This is a genomic window from Rhodococcoides fascians A44A (assembly GCF_000760735.1).
Classification (GTDB): Bacteria; Actinomycetota; Actinomycetes; order Mycobacteriales; family Mycobacteriaceae; genus Rhodococcoides; species Rhodococcoides fascians_E.
Map to the genome: position 1 here is coordinate 716,197 of NZ_JMEX01000008.1, position 21,781 is coordinate 737,977.

Below are 21,781 nucleotides of genomic sequence, written 5' to 3' on the forward strand. Positions count from 1 at the left end.
GACATCGACGAGGGGATGAGCATGACCGACTCGACACGCGGCGAGCCGACGTCCCCTGTTCTCCGGGAGACCATTGCCCGCCTTGCCCCCGGCACTGCTCTCCGTGACGGGCTCGAGCGCATCCTGCGAGGCCGTACCGGCGGGTTGATCGTGCTCGGCTACGACGACGAAGTGGAAGCCATCTGCGACGGCGGATTCGAGTTGGACGTCGAGTTCGCCCCGACGAGACTGCGAGAACTGTCGAAGATGGACGGCGCCGTCGTGTTGTCGACCGACGGCAAGCGGATCGTGCGGTCCAACGTTCAGCTGGTGCCCGACCACAAGATCCCCACCGTGGAATCCGGTACGCGGCACCGCGCAGCGGAACGGACCGCGATGCAGACCGGCTACCCGGTCGTCTCCGTCAGCCAGTCGATGAGCATCGTCAGCGTCTACGTCGCCGGTATCCGGCATGTCGTCGAAGGTTCCGCGACGATTCAATCGCGCGCCAACCAGGCCGTCGCGACTCTCGAACGCTACAAAGCGCGTCTCGACGACAACACCCGGCAACTGTCGGTCGTCGAGATCGAGGATTTCGTGACCCTGCGGGACGCGTTGACCGTCGCGCAGCGGCTCGAGATGGTGCGACGCGTGTCGGTGGAGATCGAACAGAACGTTCTCGAACTCGGCACGGACGGAAGGCAATTGGCGCTGCAGCTGGAGGAGCTGCTCGGCGACAACGACATCGACCGTCAACTCGTCGTCCGGGACTACCTGGCAGGCACGGAACCTGCGGGCACGGCAGCGGTCGAGCGTGCGCTCGGCGCTCTGGACAAGCTGACCGACGTCGACCTTCTCGACCTGACGACGTTGGCGCGTGCGTTCGGCTATCCCGCGACGATCGAGGCCCTCGACACTCCGATGAGCCCGCGCGGCTACCGGGTACTGACGCGGGTACCGCGTCTGCAGTTCAGCCAGATCCACCGTCTGGTCGCATCCTTCGGCACTCTGCAGGGGCTTCTCGCGGCCACCGCCGCCGACCTGCAATCGGTCGAGGGCATCGGCGGCCTCTGGGCCCGGCACATCCGAGAAGGCCTGTCGCGCCTGGCCGAATCGTCCATCGCGGGGCCGTTCGACTGACGTCTAGGTGGTGATGTTGAACGGTTCCGGCGAGCTGCGCAGTTCACCGAGCTGGGCGATCACCTTGTAGGAACCGGCGCCGACGGGGACGCGTTCTTCACCGCAACCGGGAACCGAGTTGGTTCCCGACCACTTGACCGTGAACCCTGCCTGCTCACCCGGCTTGAAGGACCGCAGGTCCGACTGGGCGTCCGGGAAGCAGTCGGTGTTGGACCAGATTCGCTGATCGTCGAGGGTGAACACCAGAGCCTGCTGCAGACCGGCACCGACGTCACGTTGGCATTCCGTCGAGCTGATGTTGGTGATGACGACGGTGAATCCTGGCTCTTCGCCGACTCGGTACGTCGCCTTGTCCGGCGTCGCCTTGATCGCGAGACTCTGATCCGCGCACTGGTTGGAGGCCACCGGGAGATCCGCAGCGGGAGCAGCGGAGGTTCCCGAGGCTCCCGACGACGCGGGAGCGCCGCCGCCGGAGCCACCGGATCCTCCCGAACCGCCGGACCCACCCGAGCCGCCGTCCGATGCGGACGCCTGCTGCTGAGAACTCGTCGACGACGGGGCCGTGGTCGAGGGGCTTGCGCTCGACACGACACCCGCCGGTTGGGTCTGCTGATCGTCCTCACCGCCACCGAGCGAGCTGATGAACCACACGATCAAACCGAGCACGACGACGGCAGCACCGATGGCGAGTGCGCGACGACGCCAATAGATTTCGGGAGGCAGCGGCCCGGTTGGTTGCAACACAGAACTACCGTAATTGGCGGTAGCTCAGCCATCCCGCAAGCACATACGGCGTGTCGCGTCGGACCTGGGTATTTACGTCAGGGCTTCTCGCCGATGTCGCCGATGACCTCTCGCAATCGCGCACTTCCCTCGGACAACTTGTAGGTCAATCCGACGATGGCGGCATCACCCGATTCGACTTTCTCCGCGATGATTCGGGAGCGCTGCATGAGCAGGTTGCCCGTTTCCTCGACGTGGCGGGCCATGAAATCGTCGACGTCGGTGTAGCCGTCGCGCCTGGCCGACAGGACCGACGGGGTGACGCGTTCGACGACGTCGCGGATGTAGCCGCCGGGGATGTCGCCGGAATCGAGTGCGTCCGTGGTGGCCCTGACGGCGCCGCACTTGTCGTGTCCGAGGACGACGATGAGGTGCGCACCGAGCACGGCTACGCCGTATTCGATCGAGCCGAGCACGGACGAGTCGACGGTGTGGCCGGCGGTGCGCACGACGAACATGTCCCCGAGGCCCTGATCGAAGATGATCTCGGCGGCGACGCGAGAGTCCGCGCAACCGAACAGAATTGCGCGGGGGCTCTGGCCGTCGGCGAGTCTGGTGCGGTCCTCGATACCCTGACTGGGATGCAGGGGGGCGCCGGCGACGAAACGCTGGTTACCCTCTTTGAGAGACTTCCATGCTGATGCTGGGTTGGAGGCAGGCATGTAAGTCATTGTGCATGGGTCGACGATTACCGGCGAGTCAGGTTCCCTCGCCGGTCCCGGACGGCCACCGGACCGTCGCGCGGACGAAAGGCTGTTGAGGACACGTGCCCATCGATACGGCAGCGTTGCTGAGCTGGTTCGATGCCGAGGAGCGGGATCTGCCGTGGCGTCGGCCCGGAGTGACTGCCTGGCAGATACTGATGAGCGAGATCATGCTCCAGCAGACACCGGTCTCTCGCGTGGCTCCGATCTGGGAGGAGTGGGTTCGGAAGTGGCCCGTTCCGTCGAAGATGGCGGCGTCGTCGCAGGCCGAGGTTCTGCGGGCCTGGGGCAAGCTCGGCTATCCGCGTCGGGCTCTGCGGTTGCACGAATGCGCGTCGGTCCTGGCATCCGAGCACGGTGACGTGGTGCCCGACGACGTCGACACTCTCCTGGGGTTGCCCGGCATCGGCGCGTACACCGCGCGTGCGGTGGCCTGTTTCGCCTACGGTCGGCGAGTTCCGGTCGTCGACACCAATGTTCGTCGTGTCGTCGCCCGTGCTGTGCACGGCGAGGCGGAGCCGGGGAATCCGTCGACGACGCGTGATCTCGCGGACGTGGACGCCCTGCTCCCCCGCCCGAAGGCTCGCGCGGCGCGGTACTCGGCGGCGTTGATGGAACTCGGCGCGTTGATCTGCACGGCGAAGAACCCGGCCTGCCTGTTGTGTCCGCTGCCGAAGTGCTCGTGGATCGACGCGGGGAGACCGGCGTACACAGGTCCGGTCAAGAAGGTGCAGAAGTTCGCCGGCACCGATCGACAGGTGCGCGGAAAGCTGATGTCCGTGCTGCGGGAGAGTCCCGGCCCGGTGGAACGGGCGCAGTTGGACATCGTGTGGCTCACCGATCCCGGTCAGCGCGACAGGGCGCTGGATTCGCTGCTGCTCGACGGTCTGGTCGAGCAGACCGAGTCCGGTCTGTTCTGTCTGGCGGGCGAGGGCTGATCAGCGCAGGAAGTCCGCCAGGACCTTGTTGACGACGTCCGGCCGTTCGAGGTAGCCGAAATGCCCGGTGTCCGGGATCTCCTCGTAGCGCGCTCCCGGAATTGCCTGTGCGACTTCACGGCTGAGGTGCGCCGGGATCAATCGGTCGTCGGCGAATCCGATGACCAGCGACTTCGCGGTGATCTTGCGATACGCCGTCAGCCGCTCGGTGCCCGCGCGCATCTCCAGACCGATCTGTGCGCGTCGGCCCGCAGTCGGCTGCCCACCCGAGAATTCCAGCACGGCAAGCCAATCCGCGATCGCTTGCTCGTTCCGCAGCGTTGCGGGCGAGAAGTTGTTCATCGCGGTCATCGCCGCACGGTAGGACGCGGGGAGCGTGATCCCGGCGTCGTACAGATCGCGTTCGGCCTGCGACCACGCCTTCTGCATCGTCGACGACCGCCCGTACGTCGCCATCATCACGGCGTGGGAGACGAGGTCGGGGCGGGCGAGCGCGAGTTCCTGCGTGACGCGCGCCCCCATCGACGTACCGACGACGCGTGCTCGCATGCCACCGAGATGCTCGATCAGCGCGGCCGTGTCGGCGACGAGGTCGTCGAGCATCATGGACCGGCCGGCCTCGAACGACGGCGAAACACCCCGGTTGTCGAACGTGACGACCCGAAAACCGGCCGTCACCAGCGCGGGCACCTGATGCGCCTTCCACACTCGCCCCGGGCTGCCGGTTCCCATCACCAGGACCACGAGGGGGCCGGAGCCCGTGACCTCGTAGTCGATTTCGATTCCGTTGAGCTTCGCCGACGACATTCGCGTCATCGTAGTGCGGTCAGGAAGCTCGTCACCGCCTCCTGGTAGATCTGCGGGGACTCGTCGTGGATCAGATGGGCCGCGCCGGGCACGAACACGTACTCGGACTTCGGGTTCCGCGCGTGCATCTCCGCCATCTGCCCGTCGGGTGTGATCCCGAACTCACCTTCGAGAAGCAACGACGGCACGTCGACGGCTTCCCATTCCGCCCAGAAGTCCCGCCTTCCCCATTCCGACGAGATGGCCTCGAACGTCGAAACCTCACCGTGCAGGTACCACCCGTCCTCCCGTCGGGTGAACGAATCCAGGAAGTATCGGCCCGCCACCTCCCCGAAGTAGTCGAGGACGGCGGCCTCCGTCGGAAACGGCTGCGGCCAGTTCCTGATCATCGCGGCCCAGGCGTCGGCCGTCCTGCCACGGAAGTCCGGCGCGATGTCCTCGACGACGAGGGCCGTCACCAGTTCCGGACGGGCAGCGGCCAGGCACCATCCGTGCAGGGAGCCCATCGAGTGGCCGATCACCGCCGCCCCGCCCAGCGTCTCGGCATGCGCCGCCAGATCCTCGACGAAGGCTTCGGTGGTCAATGTCGAGGGCGGCGGACGCCGGTGGCCCGGAGCGTCGTACGTATGGACGTGGCCGAGGGTGCGCAGCCAGGGAAGGGCGCGCCGCCACGTCCCGGAGCTGCCCATGAGCCCGTGCAGCAGCAGGATCGGCGGGCCGTCTCCACCCTCGTCGTGCAGCATCGAGGACGATGGTAGCCGCGCAGGTAATCTGGCGTCATGGCTGTCGTCAAGATCAACGCAATCGAGGTTCCCGAGGGCGCTGGCCCCGAGCTGGAGAAGCGCTTCGCTGCACGAGCAGGTGCCGTCGAGGGTTCACCCGGCTTCCTCGGTTTCCAACTTCTCCGCCCCACCAAAGGCGAGGACCGCTACTTCGTCGTCACGCAGTGGGAGACCGAAGAGGCCTTCCAGCAGTGGGCGTCGGGACCTGCCAGGGCCGCTCATTCCGGTGAACGCGCGAAGCCGGTCGCCTCGGGGGCGTCACTGCTCGAATTCGAGGTCGTGCTGGATGTGACTCCGGGGCGCTGAGCCGTGCCGCGGGTCCGAGTGTCCGTGCACCGCGTACCCCGTCGTTCGTGATTTCTTCGCGGTGTACATCGCCGAGTCGGCGCGCCGGAACAGGTCGTCGGCATCGGCGGTGTAGTTCTCGTCCACCGCGATGCCGATGCTGGCCGCGACGGTGATGTCGAAGCCGTCGATTCCGAACGACACTGCGAGTCCCTCGAGAATGCGCATCGCCACACCCACAGGATCGGGTCCAAGGTGCAGGACGACGAACTCGTCGCCGCCGAACCGCGACACGATGTCGCCCTGGTCGACGGCATCTGCCAGGAGAGTCGCCACGAACTGGAGCGCCCGGTCACCCACCGCGTGACCGAGGGTGTCGTTGATCATCTTGAAGTTGTCCAGGTCGACCACCAGAACCGCTATCGGACAAGGGTTCCCGTGGACCCTCACGTCTGCGATGCGCTGACGCACCAGCACCCTGTTGGCCAGACCGGTCAACGGATCGTGCGCTATCCGACGACGCAGTTCCGTCTCCAGGTCCTGCCTGCGCATCGCCGCGGACACCACACCTGCGACCGTCTGCAGGTAGGCCAGCTCTCCGTCGCTGAATTCCCCTGACTCCGCGCTGTACACCGCGAGCACTCCCCACGGCTCATCCGATCCTTCGATGACCACGGCGGCGCCGCTGCGCACGCCTCGTGCCACCATGAAATCCGTCGGGAATCTCGTTTCGGTGTCCCGGTCCGCGCACGTGACCGGAGCGTCGGAGCGCAACGCGAGTCCAGCATGCGACAAGCGCGACAACGGAATTGCGGACGGCGGGGCGCTGGGACCGGAGTAGGACACGGCCAACAGTTCGGAGCGATCCGGAGCGCTCGGCTCGAAGACGACGGCACAGTCCATCCCGGCGAGCGCCGCAGCAGCGTCGGTCGCCTCGGCGAGAATACGAGACCGACCGGCAGTCAACGCAGTTCGACTCAGGTCGGCGACCGTCCGCTGCTCACGCGCGTGGGCAGCGGCGTCCGCGACGGCTTCGCGCAGGCGGCACTCGACGTCGAACCGTCCGCGAAGGTCGCGTGCGACGACGGCCACGACAGGCGTGCGAGCATGTCGTCCCGTGACGACGAACGCCGATACCCAGACAGGGATGTCGGCGCCCGAACGCACGTGCCGCAGGACACTGTCTCCGGTCCAGACGCCACCTGCACCGAGTGCCCGCAGGACTGGGTCGACATCTCCTGCGACACGCAGCGATTCCCTGAACTCGATGCCGGCCGCCCCGGCCCCGACGAGCCCCTGGGCGGCCGAATTGGCGTACGCCACATGACCGTCCGCGCCCCGCAGGTACATCGCGTCGGGCGAACGTTCGGCAATCGCGGCGAATTCTGCCACCCAGTCCGGGACCTGTGGCTCCTCGATGTTCAGTTTCGATTCGCTGCCGATCCGACGGCTTTCGCACCATGAGAAGCCGATGACGAGGGCAGTGACGGGTGCGATTCGGGGCTCGGTCGGCCGGCCCCGACGAGGCTCTCGATTCGATCGATCGAGGTCTCCAGTTCTTCCTCGGGGACCGGATGACCGATGTGGAACCCTTGTGCACCGTCACACCCGAGTGCGCGCAGGCGGTCGAGAGTCTTGGCGTCCTCGACGCCCTCCGCGACGACGGTCATGCCCAGGCTCCGGCCGAGATCGATGGTCGACCGCACGATCGACGCATTGGTCGGTTGACTGTTCATGGCCGTGACGAACGACTTGTCGATCTTCAGGGTCTGGACCGGCAAGGATCTCAGGTAGGCCAACGAGCTGTAGCCGGTGCCGTAATCGTCGATGGCGAGCGAGACGCCCAGATCCCGGAGCGCGACGAGCGAATCGACGGAACGACGGGGGTCGGTCATGGCCGTGGTCTCGGTGACCTCGAACTGCACCGCCGATGCAGGGACACGGTGGGATTGCAGGGCGGTGGCCACGTTCTCCACCAAGGTGGCGTCCAGCAGGTTGCGGACCGAGAGGTTGACGGACACGCGGAAGTCCGACCGATTTCGGCGGAGGGTGCTGCAGCATTCCAGCGCATCGTCGAGGACGTAGGCGGTGATCGAAGGGAGCAGACCCGAGCGTTCCGCGTCAGGGAGGAACGACCAGGGCGAAATGAGGCCCTCGCGTGGATGCTGCCACCGCAACAGTGCTTCGACTCCCGAGATCCGGCCCGTCTTCAGATCCATGCACGGCTGGAAGAACACCCGCAGTTGCCGTTCGCGGATGGCGGTTTCGAGTTCCCCGAGCAGTCGCATCTGATCGTGGCGGTCGGAGTCCATAGCCGGGCTGTACAGCGACGAGCGTTCGTGGCCGTGCTTGGCGAAGGTGAGCGCGACGTGGGCGTGCTGCAGGAGGGCCTCGGCGTCGACGACGGCAAGCTTCGAGGACTCCACGACGCCGACCGTCGCGTCCAGAGCCACATTGATGTCGCGGACGAACATGGTCTCGCTGACTGCGCTGCGAAAATGATCCGCAGCTACCGACGTGGAGACGACCAACCGGTCCGCGGCCAGGGACACCACGAACTGGTCACCGCCGAGACGCCCGACGACGGAATCGCTCGCCGCTGCCGCCGACAACCTCTGCCCGATCTCACGGAGCACGCGATCCCCGACCGGATAGCCGAAGGTCTCGTTGATCTGCGCGAAGCGGTCGACGTCGACGACGAACACGACGACACCACAGGCACCGGCGTCGGCGAGGGAGCGGTCGAGAAGTTCTTCGAGGTGGCGTCGGTTGGCCAGCCCCGTCACCGGGTCCGACACCGCGGCGATGGACAACGCTTCGGCCTGTCGGCGCAGCGCCGCCAGAAAACATGCCATCCGCGCCGCGACCAGTACGACGGCAAGAACCGACGACCCGAACACGACCCAGCCCCATTCGGAGACCGGCACGCCGCGTACGAGTTCGATGCCCATCACGACGGGAGACAGCAGAATGCCTGCACTGAGCCCAGCGAGCCGAGTGCGTTCGACGACCCGTCTCGGCTTCTCGTCGGGCACGGTCCAGAGTTTTTGTGGCGGATACAGGGTCGCCGCCGTCAGAAGGATGTAGCCGATGAGCCATCCCGCGCTGACCACGCTCGTGTCGCGGAATTCGAACCGCTCGACGGCGAGGAAATTGATCCACGCCGACACCGCGAACGTCACGAAACCCGCCGCCGTCATCGTGAACGGCAATGTTCGTGCACGCTTGGACAACAGGAGGATGACGAGCAACGAGACGACGAAGCCGTCTGCGGTGGTGTAGACCACCACAGGCCAGTACTCGGAGAACGCATCGAACCCGAGGGAGATGTCCGGGCGGCTGCCGACGACGAAGATCCACGCAGCCAGCCCGACGCCGGTGGCAACGATCGAGCCCTCCAGTGCGTCCTCCAACCGGAGAACGCGATGGCCGTTGTCGTCGTGGATCAGAAGCACACCGACGATGAACGCAGCGTGCCCGAGAAGGTAGGCGGCGTCGGCCGGCGAGACCATCGGCACGGTTGTGTCGCCCAGTAGATACACCGCGGTGATCAGATCGCCGAGGCCCCACGCCACGAGGCCCATCAGCAGGAAGAACCACGTGGGTCGGTTGGCGAGGCTCCGGTGCTTGCTGACGCAGGCGAACGTCACGACGCAGGCGGCGGTGATCAGCGCGTACACCGAGATCCTGGGCAATCCGCTCGGCAGCCACAAGTAGACGCCGGTACCCACCAGCCCTACCGACAGGAAGCTCGACCACCTCATGCCCCGAGTGAGTCCTTTCCGGGTCCCAACCACCGTCGTGTCCGTTTGTTCGAATCGCGTCAGGCGTAAGAACTGCATTCGATGCCGTTTGCCGTTCGGATTGCTCGACTTGTCCAGGATCTCAGACACGACGGTTGAAAGGTTATCTAGCCTCCCTCACTTCTTCAGTGACAGGTCACAATTTCGGGCGATCAGCCCGTTTTCTTCGGTGGTCGGCCGTCAGGACTCGAGCGCTGCGTCGAGGGTGATCTCCACACCGGTGAGAGCCTTGCTGACCGGGCATGTCTCCTTCGCGGCCTGCGCTGCCTTCGCGAAGCCCTCGGCGTCGAGGCCGTCGACCTCACCGCGAACGGTCAGCGCGATCCCCGTCAGCTTGAACCCTGGGTCGTCCGGTCCGAGAGAGACCTCGGCCTTGACCTCGAGACTCTGCGGCGTGCCACCTGCCTCCGCGATGAGGGCGGACAGCTGCATCGCGTAGCACGACGAGTGCGCCGCAGCGATCAGCTCTTCCGGACTGGTGGTGCCGTCGGCGTTCTCGGCAGCACGCTTGGGAAACGAGACGTCGAACGTTGCTGCGCCGGAACTGGTGAGTTCCACCTGACCCGAACCGGCTTCCAGAGTTCCGTTCCATGCAGTGCGCGATGTACGTATGGGCATAGCGTCTGACTCCTCTCGACATGCGCCCGGCCGGACGACAGGGCCGCATACTCGAAGGTTAGCGATTCAATCCGGCAGACTCCTGCTGTCCTGGGAATGATAGTGCGCCAGAAGCCTTTTCTCCTCGTCATGACGAGGGAATGCGAAGAACACGAGGACTGCTCCGACGACCACCACCGCGATCGCGGCCGCATACGACCGTTGATCACCGTCGAGAAACGCCTGCCTCGCGGCGTCGATGATCTGATCGCCGTACTGCGGATACCGCTCGGCCATGTCGGCCGCGGACGAAAAGGACTTCGTCAGGATCGACTGAGTCTCGGTACCGACCTGGCTCGCCTGCGGCGAATTCGCGATCGCGGACGTCAACGACGCTGCATATCCCGCCGTCAGCAGGGCCCCGAGCGTCGACTGCATGATCGCGCCGCCCAGATCGCGCTGCAGATCCGCCGTTCCCGACGCCATTCCTGCCCGATCGACGGGCACCGACCCCGTCAACGAGCGCGACGCCGGGGTACCGGCGAACCCGACGCCGATTCCGAGCAGCACGTAGCTCAGGGCGACGAACAGGTAGGAGACGTTCTCCTTCCAGGTAGCCCACGCGACGACGAGACCGAGAACGATGAACATGTAGCCGAGCAGCAGCGTGAACCTCGACCCCTTCGACTCGACCAACTTCGCCGACTGCGGTGCGACGAGAACCATGGCGGCAGCCGCGGGAAGCGTCGACGCCCCGGCTTGCAGAGTGGAGTACTCGAGCACGTTCTGCAGGAATTGCTGACCGACGAAGATGACGCCCATCAGCGAACCGAAGACGATGATGCCCGCGAGCGCCGCCGCCCAGAAGGTCTTGCGGCGAGCGATGGACAGGTCGTACAGCGGGAACTCGGCACGTGCCTGCCGCAGCACGAACACCGCACCCGCCGCCAGGGCAATCGCCCCGAGTCCGATCGCGAGTGTCCCTTTGCCGTCGACCGGTGCGAAGTTGATGCTCAGCACGAGCGCCGCGATGAACACCACGGACACCATGCCGCCGAGGTTGTCCACCGGGTCGGTGGTCTCGTTGGCGTGGGACGGTACGAGCACGGCAGCCAGCAGCAACGCCAGTCCGGCCAGCGGAAGCGTCACGAGAAACACTGCACCCCAGTGAAACTTCTCGAGCAGCGCCCCCGACAGCAGCGGTCCCAGTGCGGACAGGGCACCGCCCAGCGCAGACCACAGTGCAATGGCCTTGGTCCGCGCCGGCCCCGACCACAGCGCCGTGATCAACGCCAGCGTCGTCGGATACGCCAGGCCCGCCGACACACCTCCCAGTAGTCGTGCGCCGAACAGCACCTCGAAGTTCGGCGCGAATCCGGCGATCACACATGCAGGCACCGACAACGCCATGCCCAGCACCAGAAGCATCTTGCGGCCGTACCGGTCACCGAGCGCGCCCAGATACAGCACCGACGCCGCCAACCCGAGCGAATAGGCAACGGCGATCAGGTTGAGCTGCGTCTGGCTCGCGTCGAAGTCCCGGCCGATCTCCGGCAGCGCCACGTTCGCTACGGCAAGGTTCAGATTCGCCACCGCAGCGACCAGGATCAGAACGAACAACACCAGTCCGGCGCGGGCCGGCTTCGAGTCGAGGGGCACGACCGTCAGTCAAGCGCATCGCCCGCACACTGCGCCTCACCTGTTGGGTGCGAAGTTCTGCCGCCCCCTCTCGCTCGCAAGAGTGGGCGCGTCGTTGGCCTGCGACCCCGGTCTGTCCGCACTACGGTGACGGCTGTGACTCGAATCCGGTGCACGGTGCTCATCGCCCTCGTCGTGGCCTCGTTGGGAGCGGCACCTGCTCAGGCCGATCCGCTCACCGACTTCTACTCCGCACCCGTACCCGACATCGCCGCGCGAGCAGACGGCGATGTCGTGCGATCGATCCGCGTCGGACCACCTCTCGGCGACGGACTCGGGCTGGACATCGACCGAATTCTTTACCGCACCACGAACACTCAGGGCGACCCGACGGTAGTCTCCGGCTACACGATGACACCGACCGCACCCTGGCCGGGGCCAGGCCCGAGGCCCGTCATCGCCTACGCCCCGGGAACATCCGGGATGGCCGACCGATGCGCCGGTTCGGCAGTGCTGGGAACCGTCGGGTCTTCCCCCGCTGTCCTACCACTCCTCCTCGCCGGATACTCCGTCGCCGCCACCGACTACGTGGGCCTCGGAACCCCGGGCGGGCACACCTACCTCGAACGAGTCGACGCAGCTCACGCCCTGCTCGACGTCGCACGCGTCGGCGCCGGGGACTCGGACGCACCTGTCGTCCTGTTCGGCTACTCCGAAGGCGGCCACGCCGCGGGGGCCGCGGCAGAACTGGCGGCGTCGTACGCACCGGAACTCGACGTCCGCGGCTCGTACATCGGCGCGCCACCGGCCGATCCGACGCTCAACATCGACAACCTCGACAACACGCCGCTTGCTCCTGCACTGCTCTACGCTGTCGGCGGGCTGATCAACGCGCACCCTGACGACGCCGAACGACTTCGCTCACAATTCAATTCGAACGGTCAGGCCCTGCTCGACGAGTCACAGAACTGGTGCTCGACCGATATAGCCGCCAACCGGCTCCTGCGATCGACCGACCTCACCTCCGACGGCCGATCCCTCGCAGCACGGCTCGCCGAGGAGCCCGCGGCATCGCTGATGCGCGCGAACACCGTCGGATACGGAATGCCGAGCGCCCCGGTTCTTCTGTCGCAATCCGTCGCCGACGACACCGTGCCGATCCAGCAGAGCCGGACACTCCGAGATCGCTGGACAGCAGCCGGATTCACCGACCTCACCTACATCGAGTACCCGATCCCCCGCGTCCCGGTTCCCGGCGTCAACCACGCCCCCGGTGGATTGATCGCCTATGGCGACGTCATGCCCTGGATTGCGGGCCTCCTCGCGCGCTGATCCCGGCCCACCCCAGGCCCAGCCCGGCCCACCCCCGGCATCGATGCCGGCTGCCCGACGTGTTCACACCCCCGGCGAGGCAGGCAGCTGAACACCCCTACGCAGCAGAGCGGGCCGCACCCCGTGAGGGATGCGGCCCGCTGTGGTGGAACTACCCGACTACTCGCTGTCGCTGTCGCCAGCGGCCTTGGCCAGGTCGACCGGAACCTCGTCGGGAACGGTGATGGCCTTCTTCTCGCCGCGGAACGTGAACTTCGCGTCCTCGCCTGCGCCTTCGCCGTCCCAGTTCTCGACGTCGACCAGGACGATCTGTCCGGGCTCGATCTCGCCGAAGAGGATCTTCTCCGACAGCTGATCCTCGATCTCGCGCTGGATGGTGCGACGCAGCGGCCGCGCACCCAGAACCGGATCGAATCCACGCTTGGCGAGGAGGGACTTCGCCTTCTCGGTGACCTCGATGGCCATGTCCTTGTTCTTCAGCGCCCCCTCGACGCGGTTGAGCATGAGATCGACCATCTGGATGATCTCGTCCTGGGTGAGCTGGTGGAACACGACGATGTCGTCGATACGGTTCAGGAACTCCGGGCGGAAGTGCTTCTTCAGCTCGTCGTTGACCTTCAGCTTCATGCGCTCGTAGTTCGAGCCGGTGCCTTCACCCGAGGAGAAGCCGAGACCGACTGCCTTCGAGATGTCCGAGGTACCGAGGTTCGAGGTGAAGATGAGCACGGTGTTCTTGAAGTCGACCGTGCGTCCCTGGCCGTCGGTGAGACGGCCGTCTTCGAGCACCTGCAGGAGGGTGTTGTAGATCTCCTGGTGTGCCTTCTCGATCTCGTCGAACAGCACGACGGAGAACGGCTTGCGGCGGACCTTCTCGGTGAGCTGGCCGCCCTCTTCGTATCCGACGTATCCGGGAGGAGCACCGAACAGACGCGACGCGGTGAAGCGGTCGTGGAACTCGCCCATGTCGATCTGGATGAGCGCGTCGTCCTCGCCGAACAGGAAGTTCGCCAGTGCCTTGGACAGCTCGGTCTTACCGACACCGGACGGGCCGGCGAAGATGAACGAGCCGGACGGACGCTTGGGGTCCTTCAGACCCGCACGCGTACGGCGGATGGCCTTGGAGACGGCCTTGACGGCCTCGACCTGCCCGATGATCCGCTTGTGCAGCTCGTCCTCCATACGGAGCAGACGGGTGGTCTCCTCCTCGGTGAGCTTGAAGACGGGGATACCGGTCCAGTTTCCGAGGACCTCGGCGATCTGCTCGTCGTCGACCTCGGCGATGACGTCGAGGTCACCGGAACGCCACTGCTTCTCGCGCTCGGCACGCTGCTGAACCAGCTGCTTTTCCTTGTCGCGCAGGTTCGCGGCCTTCTCGAAGTCCTGCGCGTCGATCGCGGATTCCTTTTCGCGACGCGCGTCGGCGATCTTGTCGTCGAACTCGCGCAGGTCCGGCGGCGCGGTCATCCGGCGGATGCGCATCCGCGCGCCCGCTTCGTCGATGAGGTCGATTGCCTTGTCCGGCAGGAATCGGTCGTTGATGTACCGGTCCGCCAGAGTTGCTGCCGCGACGAGTGCACCGTCGGTGATCGAGACACGGTGGTGTGCCTCGTAACGATCGCGCAGACCCTTGAGAATCTCGATGGTGTGCTCGACGGTGGGCTCGCCGACCTGGACGGGCTGGAACCGCCGCTCGAGAGCAGCGTCCTTCTCGATGTACTTGCGGTACTCGTCGAGGGTGGTTGCACCGATGGTCTGCAGCTCGCCACGAGCAAGCTTGGGCTTGAGGATGGAGGCCGCGTCGATAGCGCCCTCGGCGGCACCTGCGCCGACGAGCGTGTGCAGCTCGTCGATGAACAGGATGATGTCGCCGCGAGTGTTGATCTCCTTGAGAACCTTCTTCAGGCGCTCCTCGAAGTCACCGCGGTAACGGCTGCCTGCAACCAGCGACCCGAGGTCGAGGGTGTAGAGCTGCTTGTCCTTCAAGGTCTCGGGGACCTCGCCGTTGACGATTGCTTGCGCGAGCCCCTCGACGACAGCGGTCTTACCGACACCGGGCTCACCGATCAGAACAGGGTTGTTCTTGGTACGGCGGCTCAGGACCTGCATGACGCGCTCGATTTCCTTCGCGCGGCCGATGACGGGGTCGAGCTTGCCTTCGAGTGCAGCCTGGGTCAGGTTGCGCCCGAACTGGTCGAGCACCAGCGACGTGGACGGCGTACCGGCCTCGCCGCGGCTGCTGCCGGACTCCGACGGCTCCTTGCCCTGGTAGCCGGACAGTAGCTGGATGACCTGCTGACGCACGCGGTTGAGGTCGGCACCGAGCTTGACCAGAACCTGGGCGGCGACGCCTTCACCCTCGCGGATCAGCCCGAGCAGAATGTGCTCGGTACCGATGTAGTTGTGACCGAGCTGCAGAGCCTCACGCAGGCTGAGCTCGAGGACTTTCTTGGCGCGCGGGGTGAACGGAATATGACCGGACGGAGCCTGCTGGCCCTGACCGATGATTTCCTCGACCTGGCTGCGGACTCCTTCAAGGGAGATACCCAACGACTCCAGAGACTTCGCCGCTACGCCCTCACCCTCGTGGATGAGCCCGAGCAGGATGTGCTCCGTGCCGATGTAGTTGTGGTTGAGCATCCGGGCTTCTTCTTGAGCCAGGACGACAACACGCCGCGCGCGATCGGTGAACCTCTCGAACATCGCTCTCCCTCACTTCTCGGTGGGAGGTAGCACTTCCCACCAGGTCTTCTAGCACCACAGTATCCAGTACACGGGGTCGCTCGGCATCGGAGGCGCTCGACGACGACAACTACGACGTCTACGCCTCCAGCCTCACTGTAGTTGGCCGGTCGTTCACTCGCCGACCCTCGGTCCCCTCGGATCAACGCTCGGCGTTGCTGTGGGTGACTGAAGTGCCTGCTTACAGTTCTTAACGCGGGCCGATGCGTATTCGTTTCCGATTATCTGTCCGCTGCTGGCGAACAGCCGAGGGACTCAGCCCTGCGGTTTCACGATGGGAAACAGGATGGTCTCCCGAATGCCGAGGCCGGTCAGCGCCATCAGGAGCCGGTCGATTCCCATGCCCGTGCCCGTGGTGGGCGGCATGCCCTGCTCCATCGCCGCCAGGAAGTCCTCGTCGAGCACCATCGCCTCGTCGTCGCCGGCGGCAGCCTGACGGGCCTGATCCTCGAAACGCTCACGCTGGATCACCGGGTCGACGAGCTCGGAGTACCCCGTGGCCAGTTCGAAGCCGCGGACGTAGAGATCCCACTTCTCGGTGACGCCCGGCTTGCTGCGATGCTGGCGAGTCAGCGGCGACGTCTCCACCGGGAAGTCACGAACGAACGTGGGCGCGGACAGGCCGTCGCCGACCTGGTGCTCCCACAGTTCCTCGACGAGCTTCCCGTGGCCGTAGATGGGCTTGCCGTCCTTGCGAGGAACCTCGAGCCCGACCTTCTCGGCGAGCGCGAGCAGCTCGTCGACAGTCGTGTCCGGGGTGACGGTGACTCCGATGGACTCCGAGAGCGACGGGTACATCTCGAGCGTCGTCCACTCGCCACTCAAGTCGTACGTGGTGCCGTCGGGGAGCAGCACGATCTGTGTGCCGAGGGCGGCCTGCGCGACTTCCTGGATCAACTCACGCGTCATCCGTGCGGAATCGTCGTACGTCCCGTACGCCTCGTACGTCTCGAGCATCGCGAACTCCGGTGAGTGCGACGAATCCGCGCCTTCGTTACGGAAGTTGCGGTTGATCTCGAAGACCTTCTCGATACCGCCGACGACGCAGCGCTTCAGGAACAGCTCCGGCGCGATCCTCAGGTACAGGTCCGCGTCCAGCGCATTGGAGTGCGTGACGAACGGGCGTGCAGCCGCGCCACCGTGCAGCGTCTGCAGCATGGGCGTCTCGACCTCGAGAAAGCCGCGGCGCTCGAGTGCAGTGCGAAGCTCACGCACGACGGCGATGCGCTTGCGCGCGACCTCACGAGCCTCGGGGCGAGTGATCAAATCCAGGTAACGCTGACGGATGCGCGTTTCCTCGTTCAATTCCTTGTGCGCAACCGGCAACGGACGCAATGCCTTCGACGCGATCTGCCACTTGTCGGCCATGACGCTGAGCTCGCCGCGGCGACTCGAGATGACCTCGCCGTGCACGAACACGAAGTCACCGAGGTCGACGTCCGACTTCCACGCTGCCAGCGCGTCCTCCCCGACTCCGGCGAGGCTGATCATCGCCTGGAGCTGGGTGCCGTCGCCCTCCTGCAGCGTCGCGAAACAAAGCTTTCCTGTGTTGCGGACGAAGATGACGCGTCCGGCGACGCCGACGAGCTCACCCGTAGCGGTATCGGCATCGAGGCTCGGGAACTGCTCCCTGATCTCCAGCAGCGAATGCGTGCGGTCCACGGACACGGGATACGCCTCTTGCCCCTGCTCGAGCAGACGGTCCCGCTTGGCACGACGAATCCGAAGCTGTTCCGGAGTGTCCGACAGCTCTTGGGCGTCCGACGATTCTGGAACGGCGGCGGTGGGGGAAGCTGCGTCAGTCACGGAAGCACACTTTATCCGGCGCGTGCGACAAAGACAGAATCAGTGCGCCGTGACGGCTTCTGCTTCACGGACGCAGTGCCGCGCCTTCGTCAGAACACCGAGCAGTCCAGCGGACTTGAGCGCTTGGTAGCCACCGACGAGGTCGGTCGCCTTGTGCAACCCCAACTCCTGCAGCGACGCTGCAGCCAGGGAAGACGTGTACCCCTCGGAGCAGATCACGATCCACTCGACGTCGTGATCCACCGCCGCGACCAACCGAGCGTCGCTGGTGGGATCCAGACGCCACTCGAGCACGTTGCGTTCGATGGCCAGCGCGCCGGGCAGCGTCCCTTCGACGGCCCGTTGGGCCTGCGGACGGATGTCGACGACGATCGCGCCGCGTTCGACGGCGTCACGCAGTTCGAAGACGGTCATCCGGTCGATTCGAGTCCGTGCTTCGTCGAGCATCTGGACGACGGTCTTGCTCATTTCGAAGGTCCTTCGGGCTCATCGGTCAGCTCGGTGCGGGTTCGTCGGAGTGCCGACTTGTCGGTCACTTCGTAGTAGGACATCGCGGTCAGCGGCGGTGAATAGGCGTGGACACTCAGTGTCGGGTGAGGAGTTGTCGAGTCACTCCGCAGGCTCCGCTCCTGCCCAGTGATCGGGTCACTCCGCAGGCTCCGCTCCTGCCCGGTGATCGATGCGGGTGCGCGCATGACGTCGTGTACCCATCCGAGCGGGAAGGACGCCTGATCCCCGGCGTCGAGTCGACGACGCTTCAGTCCGTCTCCCGCCCAACGGTATTCGACGAGCGATCCGCTCAGCACTGTGAGTGCACCGAGCGATCCGGCGTGATCGTGCAGCTCGGTGGAGCGGTCCGGTACCCAGCTGATCAACCAGACATCCAGGTCGTCGTCGGCGTGCAACCGCGTCGACCAGCGCTCACCGGTGGGCCAGTTGCCACCGGCGGGCAGCAGGTGGTCGAAGCGTCCTTCGAGGACGTCGGACGCACCCTGATCGGTGATCCGCAGCAGGTCGTGAGGCCGCAACCGAGTCGGAAGCGTCAGATTGGGCGCAGAAGTGGACGACAGAGATCCAGAAAAGACAGGTGTGGAAAGCATGGAAACTTCTCCAGGATAGGTAATTGAACGAGGCAGCGGTCAGCCTCGACAACACTCCTGGGGTCCCATGCACATCATCACGACGACGATTCTTACACAACCGTTCCAGTTGCGCTAGCGGGTCCGTCTTTTCGCCAGGTTTCGCTCGAACACCAGACGCAGGCCCTCGAGCGTCAGATCCGGCTCGTGGTGCTCGACGGACGCACTTTCCGCCATGATGAGCGGCGCACTCTCACCCGTCCCGATGACGGCGACGTCCTTGCCCCCGAACTCCGGCAGTTCGCGCCGGACCCGATTCACCAGGCCGTCGACCAGGCCCGCGAACCCGAAGACCGCCCCGGCCTGCATGCACTCGACGGTGTTCTTGCCGACGACGGAACGCGGTCGCAGCAATTCCACCTCACGCAACGCCGCGGAACGTGACGACATCGCCGCCGTCGAGATCTCCAGGCCCGGTGCGATGGCGCCGCCGAGGAACTCACCCTTGGCCGAGACCACGTCGACGCACGTCGTGGTGCCGAAATCCACCACGATGCAGGCACTCCCGTACAAATCATGCGCGGCAAGCGTGTTCACGATGCGGTCCGCACCCACCTCCTTGGGATTGTCGACCAGCAACGGAACTCCCGTGCGCACACCGGGTTCCACCACCACGTGCGGCACATGCTTCCAGTATCGGGCCAGCATCGTGCGCGTCTCACGCAGCACCGAGGGCACGGTCGACAACGCCGACACTCCCGTGATCTGCTCGGCATCGGGCCCGATCAGCCCACGAAGCATCAACGCCAGCTCGTCGGCGGTGACGTTGGGGTCGGTCCGCACCCGCCAGTCTCGGTGCAGCGTCGCGTGATCACCACTTCCGCTGAACAATCCGAGCGTCGTCGAGGTATTGCGAACGTCGACTGCGAGCAGCACAGCTAGACCAGCACGGAGTCGGCGCGCAGCGTGCGTGGAGTGATCAGACCGGACCCCTCGGGCGCGTGGGCAGGATCGGAGCCCAACTCCACCGGAGCGTTCTTGTCGTCGACGAACACCACTCGCGGCGCGTAGTCCTTGCACTCCTGCTCGTTCATCACTCCATAGGCGATCAGAATGACCAGATCACCGGGGTTGACGAGATGAGCTGCCGCACCGTTGATTCCGATGACGCCACTGCCCCGCTCACCGGTGATCACATACGTCTCGAGGCGCGCACCGTTGTCGATGTCGACGATGGTGACCTGCTCCCCTTCCAGCAGATCGGCAGCCTCCATCAGATCCAGATCCACCGTGACCGAGCCAACGTAGTGCAGGTCGGCATGCGTGACGGTGGCGCGGTGGATCTTGGACTTCATCATTGTGCGAAACATGTTGTCACCCTTCAGCTTTGGTAAATTCGTTCGCCTGCGCAGGCTCCACTCCTGCTTTATCGAGTCGTTCCGCAGGCTCCACTCCTGCATTACCGAGTCGTTCCGCAGGCTCCACTCCTGCTTCGAGGAAGCCGGTGCCCACGGCCACCCCGACGTTGTCGATGAGGCGGGTGGTTCCGATTCTGGCGGCGACGAGGAGTCGCCCGTCTCCTCGTTCCGGGGCCGGCCCGAGGTCCACGCCGCGGACCTCGAGGTAGTCCACGTCGACCCCGGGGACCGAGTCCAGCACACCCCGCGCGGTCGACAGGATCGCCGACACACCACCTGCCGCTGCGTGCGCTCCGGCTACCAGAGCGGCCGAGAGAACCATCGCGGCGTCTCGCTGCGCGGAGTCGAGGTACCGATTGCGGGAGGACAGTGCGAGCCCGTCCTGCTCGCGGACCGTCGGCACGCCGTAGATCTTGACGTCGAAGTTCAGATCGCGAACCATCTGACGGATCAGAGTGAGCTGCTGATAGTCCTTCTCGCCGAAGTACGCCGCGTGCGGCGACGCGATCTGCAGCAACTTCGCGACCACGGTGAGCATGCCCGCGAAATGTGTGGGCCGGGAAGCGCCTTCCAGCTCCGCCCCGAGCGGGCCTGGATGCACGGTGGTGCGCGGACCGGCCGGGTACATGTCCGACGCGGAGGGCGCGAACACCAGCTCGACCCCTTCCCCACGAAGCAGTTCGACGTCGGCGTCGAGCGTGCGCGGGTAGGCGTCCAGGTCCTCCCCTGCCCCGAACTGCAGAGGATTGACGAAGATCGACACGATGACGACAGCTCCGGTGAGCTTGGCCTGCCGGACGAGGTGGATGTGACCTGCGTGCAACGCACCCATCGTCGGCACGAGAGACACAGTTTTGCCCACTGCGCGAAGAGCTTTGGACACCGAGGTGATCACGGCGGGATCGTGGTGGACCGTGAGTTCCCCGGCCTTGTAGCTACCTGCCAGTGTCATCGTTCGCCTTCCAGAAACTCGACCAGTGGCGCGGGTGCGCCGATTCTCTGCGCGGACCGCAGCGACAGGGCTCGGTACCCTTCGGCAATCCGCGGGTCCACCTCCCGCAGCACACTCAGATGTTTCTGCACTGCGCTCAGATCCCCGCGGGCGACCGGCCCCGTCAACGCAGACTGTCCACGTCGAAGCGCATTCTCGAGCGCAGCATTCAGCAACGGCGCAAGAACACGCTGCGGCACACCGGGTTCGGTGTCCATGCCGGGAAATCCCGGGCCGTCGAGAGCAACGTGCAGAGCCTCGACGGCGTCGGCGACGAGGGTGACGAGATGATTGGATCCGTGCGCCAGAGCGGCGTGATACAGCGCTCGCTCCGTCTCCGCGACGTGCACCGGTTCTCCGCCCAATTCGAGCACCAGCGCCTGCGCGACGGCGTAACCGATCTCGTCGGCCGCAGTGATGCCGAAACACGCCGAGGCCAGTCGATCCGTGTCCTCGGCGAGTCCGGAAAAGGTCATCGCCGGATGGATCGCCAGCGGCACGGCACCCCGAGCGGACAGCGGCGACAGAATGCCCACACCGTTGGCGCCGGAAGTGTGCACGACGAGCTTGCCCGGCGCCACGACGCCCGTTGCCGCCAGACCCGTTGCAAGCGAGGCGAGTTCGGAATCGGGGACCGCGAGGATCAGCAACTCGGCGCGGGTGGCGACCTCGTCGACCGGCAGTATCTGCGTGTCCGGAAGGCGTGTGCGCGCACGATGCACCGAATCCTCGGACACGGCAGAGCAGGCGACGACGACGTGTCCGACGCGCTCGAGAGCTTCGCCGAGAGCTGTGCCGACGCGACCTGCCGACACGATGCCGACCGCCAAACGCGCAGGTGCGGGATCAGCAGTGAACTCGGATGAGGTCACCGATTACTTCCTCTCGTTCGTTCCAGTCCCGCTCGGCGGGTACCAGACGTCCTGTCCAAGAGAATAGCCTCACAGGCAGGCACCGGCC

At 65.6% G+C, this 21,781-nt stretch carries 20 protein-coding genes; 4 read left to right on the forward strand and 16 right to left on the reverse strand.

Annotated elements, in window-relative coordinates; genetic code table 11:
* Positions 1 to 21: 21 nt before the first annotated feature.
* The gene (gene disA / locus BH95_RS15705) at positions 22 to 1,119 is read left to right on the forward strand and encodes a DNA integrity scanning diadenylate cyclase DisA (protein WP_019663080.1); all 1,098 of its coding nucleotides are present in this window, start codon (positions 22 to 24) and stop codon (positions 1,117 to 1,119) included.
* A gap of 3 nt (positions 1,120 to 1,122) precedes the next feature.
* Here the strand turns inward: disA and BH95_RS15710 are convergent, their stop codons facing one another.
* Both BH95_RS15710 and BH95_RS15715 read right to left on the reverse strand, forming a co-directional pair.
* Entirely contained in the window at positions 1,123 to 1,863 is a 741-nt protein-coding gene (locus tag BH95_RS15710; protein ID WP_020110910.1) for a hypothetical protein, read from the reverse strand.
* Between the two features lie 77 nt (positions 1,864 to 1,940).
* Entirely contained in the window at positions 1,941 to 2,564 is a 624-nt protein-coding gene (locus BH95_RS15715) for a carbonic anhydrase (protein ID WP_019663078.1), read from the reverse strand.
* Between the two features lie 104 nt (positions 2,565 to 2,668).
* On the opposite strand from BH95_RS15715, the gene BH95_RS15720 reads away from it, so the two are divergent.
* On the forward strand, positions 2,669 to 3,544 hold the full coding sequence (locus tag BH95_RS15720; protein WP_020110911.1) for an A/G-specific adenine glycosylase: 876 nt from the start codon (positions 2,669 to 2,671) through the stop codon (positions 3,542 to 3,544).
* Here BH95_RS15720 and BH95_RS15725 read toward each other — a convergent pair whose 3' ends face one another.
* Together BH95_RS15725 and BH95_RS15730 are read right to left on the reverse strand one after the other, a co-directional pair.
* On the reverse strand, positions 3,545 to 4,351 hold the full coding sequence (locus BH95_RS15725) for an alpha/beta fold hydrolase (protein WP_019663076.1): 807 nt from the start codon (positions 4,349 to 4,351) through the stop codon (positions 3,545 to 3,547).
* A gap of 5 nt (positions 4,352 to 4,356) precedes the next feature.
* Positions 4,357 to 5,094: an alpha/beta fold hydrolase gene (locus BH95_RS15730; RefSeq protein ID WP_020110912.1), complete on the reverse strand. Its 738-nt coding sequence runs from the start codon at positions 5,092 to 5,094 to the stop codon at positions 4,357 to 4,359.
* A 36-nt stretch (positions 5,095 to 5,130) separates the two neighbouring features.
* On the opposite strand from BH95_RS15730, the gene mhuD reads away from it, so the two are divergent.
* Positions 5,131 to 5,439: a mycobilin-forming heme oxygenase MhuD gene (gene mhuD / locus BH95_RS15735; protein ID WP_019663074.1), complete on the forward strand. Its 309-nt coding sequence runs from the start codon at positions 5,131 to 5,133 to the stop codon at positions 5,437 to 5,439.
* On the opposite strand, the gene BH95_RS15740 is transcribed toward mhuD, so the two are convergent.
* From BH95_RS15740 to BH95_RS15755, 4 genes are all read right to left on the reverse strand, one after another.
* Complete coding sequence (locus tag BH95_RS15740; RefSeq protein ID WP_019663073.1) at positions 5,392 to 6,810, reverse strand: sensor domain-containing diguanylate cyclase; 1,419 nt, start codon at positions 6,808 to 6,810, stop codon at positions 5,392 to 5,394. The genes mhuD and BH95_RS15740 overlap by 48 nt on opposite strands.
* A 29-nt stretch (positions 6,811 to 6,839) precedes the next feature.
* Positions 6,840 to 9,182 carry a putative bifunctional diguanylate cyclase/phosphodiesterase gene (locus BH95_RS15745; protein WP_230594317.1) on the reverse strand — a complete coding sequence of 781 codons (2,343 nt, stop codon included), beginning with the start codon at positions 9,180 to 9,182 and terminating at the stop codon, positions 6,840 to 6,842.
* 219 nt (positions 9,183 to 9,401) lie between these two features.
* On the reverse strand, positions 9,402 to 9,839 hold the full coding sequence (locus BH95_RS15750; protein ID WP_037183047.1) for an OsmC family protein: 438 nt from the start codon (positions 9,837 to 9,839) through the stop codon (positions 9,402 to 9,404).
* A gap of 66 nt (positions 9,840 to 9,905) precedes the next feature.
* Entirely contained in the window at positions 9,906 to 11,477 is a 1,572-nt protein-coding gene (locus tag BH95_RS15755; protein WP_037183049.1) for an MFS transporter, read from the reverse strand.
* Positions 11,478 to 11,612: 135 nt separating this feature from the next.
* On the opposite strand from BH95_RS15755, the gene BH95_RS15760 reads away from it, so the two are divergent.
* A complete protein-coding gene (locus tag BH95_RS15760; RefSeq protein ID WP_244164984.1) occupies positions 11,613 to 12,788 on the forward strand; it encodes a lipase family protein in 1,176 nt (391 codons plus the stop codon).
* Positions 12,789 to 12,947: 159 nt separating this feature from the next.
* On the opposite strand, the gene BH95_RS15765 is transcribed toward BH95_RS15760, so the two are convergent.
* The 8 genes from BH95_RS15765 to BH95_RS15800 form a co-directional block, all read right to left on the reverse strand.
* A complete protein-coding gene (locus tag BH95_RS15765; protein WP_019663068.1) occupies positions 12,948 to 15,488 on the reverse strand; it encodes an ATP-dependent Clp protease ATP-binding subunit in 2,541 nt (846 codons plus the stop codon).
* 294 nt (positions 15,489 to 15,782) lie between these two features.
* Entirely contained in the window at positions 15,783 to 17,333 is a 1,551-nt protein-coding gene (lysS, locus tag BH95_RS15770) for a lysine--tRNA ligase (RefSeq protein ID WP_019663067.1), read from the reverse strand.
* A gap of 39 nt (positions 17,334 to 17,372) precedes the next feature.
* Entirely contained in the window at positions 17,373 to 17,801 is a 429-nt protein-coding gene (locus tag BH95_RS15775; protein WP_019663066.1) for a rhodanese-like domain-containing protein, read from the reverse strand.
* Entirely contained in the window at positions 17,798 to 18,433 is a 636-nt protein-coding gene (locus BH95_RS15780; RefSeq protein WP_094709823.1) for a cysteine dioxygenase, read from the reverse strand. The genes BH95_RS15775 and BH95_RS15780 overlap by 4 nt, the downstream gene beginning before the upstream one ends.
* Before the next feature lie 114 nt (positions 18,434 to 18,547).
* Positions 18,548 to 19,348 (reverse strand): type III pantothenate kinase, encoded by an 801-nt coding sequence (locus BH95_RS15785; RefSeq protein WP_019663064.1) that lies wholly within the window; start codon positions 19,346 to 19,348, stop codon positions 18,548 to 18,550.
* Between the two features lie 2 nt (positions 19,349 to 19,350).
* Positions 19,351 to 19,782, reverse strand: coding sequence for an aspartate 1-decarboxylase (gene panD / locus BH95_RS15790; RefSeq protein WP_019663063.1), 432 nt, complete (start codon positions 19,780 to 19,782; stop codon positions 19,351 to 19,353).
* Positions 19,783 to 19,786: 4 nt separating this feature from the next.
* A complete protein-coding gene (gene panC / locus BH95_RS15795; RefSeq protein WP_037183057.1) occupies positions 19,787 to 20,782 on the reverse strand; it encodes a pantoate--beta-alanine ligase in 996 nt (331 codons plus the stop codon).
* Positions 20,779 to 21,693, reverse strand: a complete 915-nt coding sequence (locus BH95_RS15800; RefSeq protein ID WP_019663061.1) for a Rossmann-like and DUF2520 domain-containing protein — start codon at positions 21,691 to 21,693, stop codon at positions 20,779 to 20,781. Before BH95_RS15800 ends, panC begins: the two co-directional genes overlap by 4 nt.
* Positions 21,694 to 21,781: the final 88 nt, after the last annotated feature.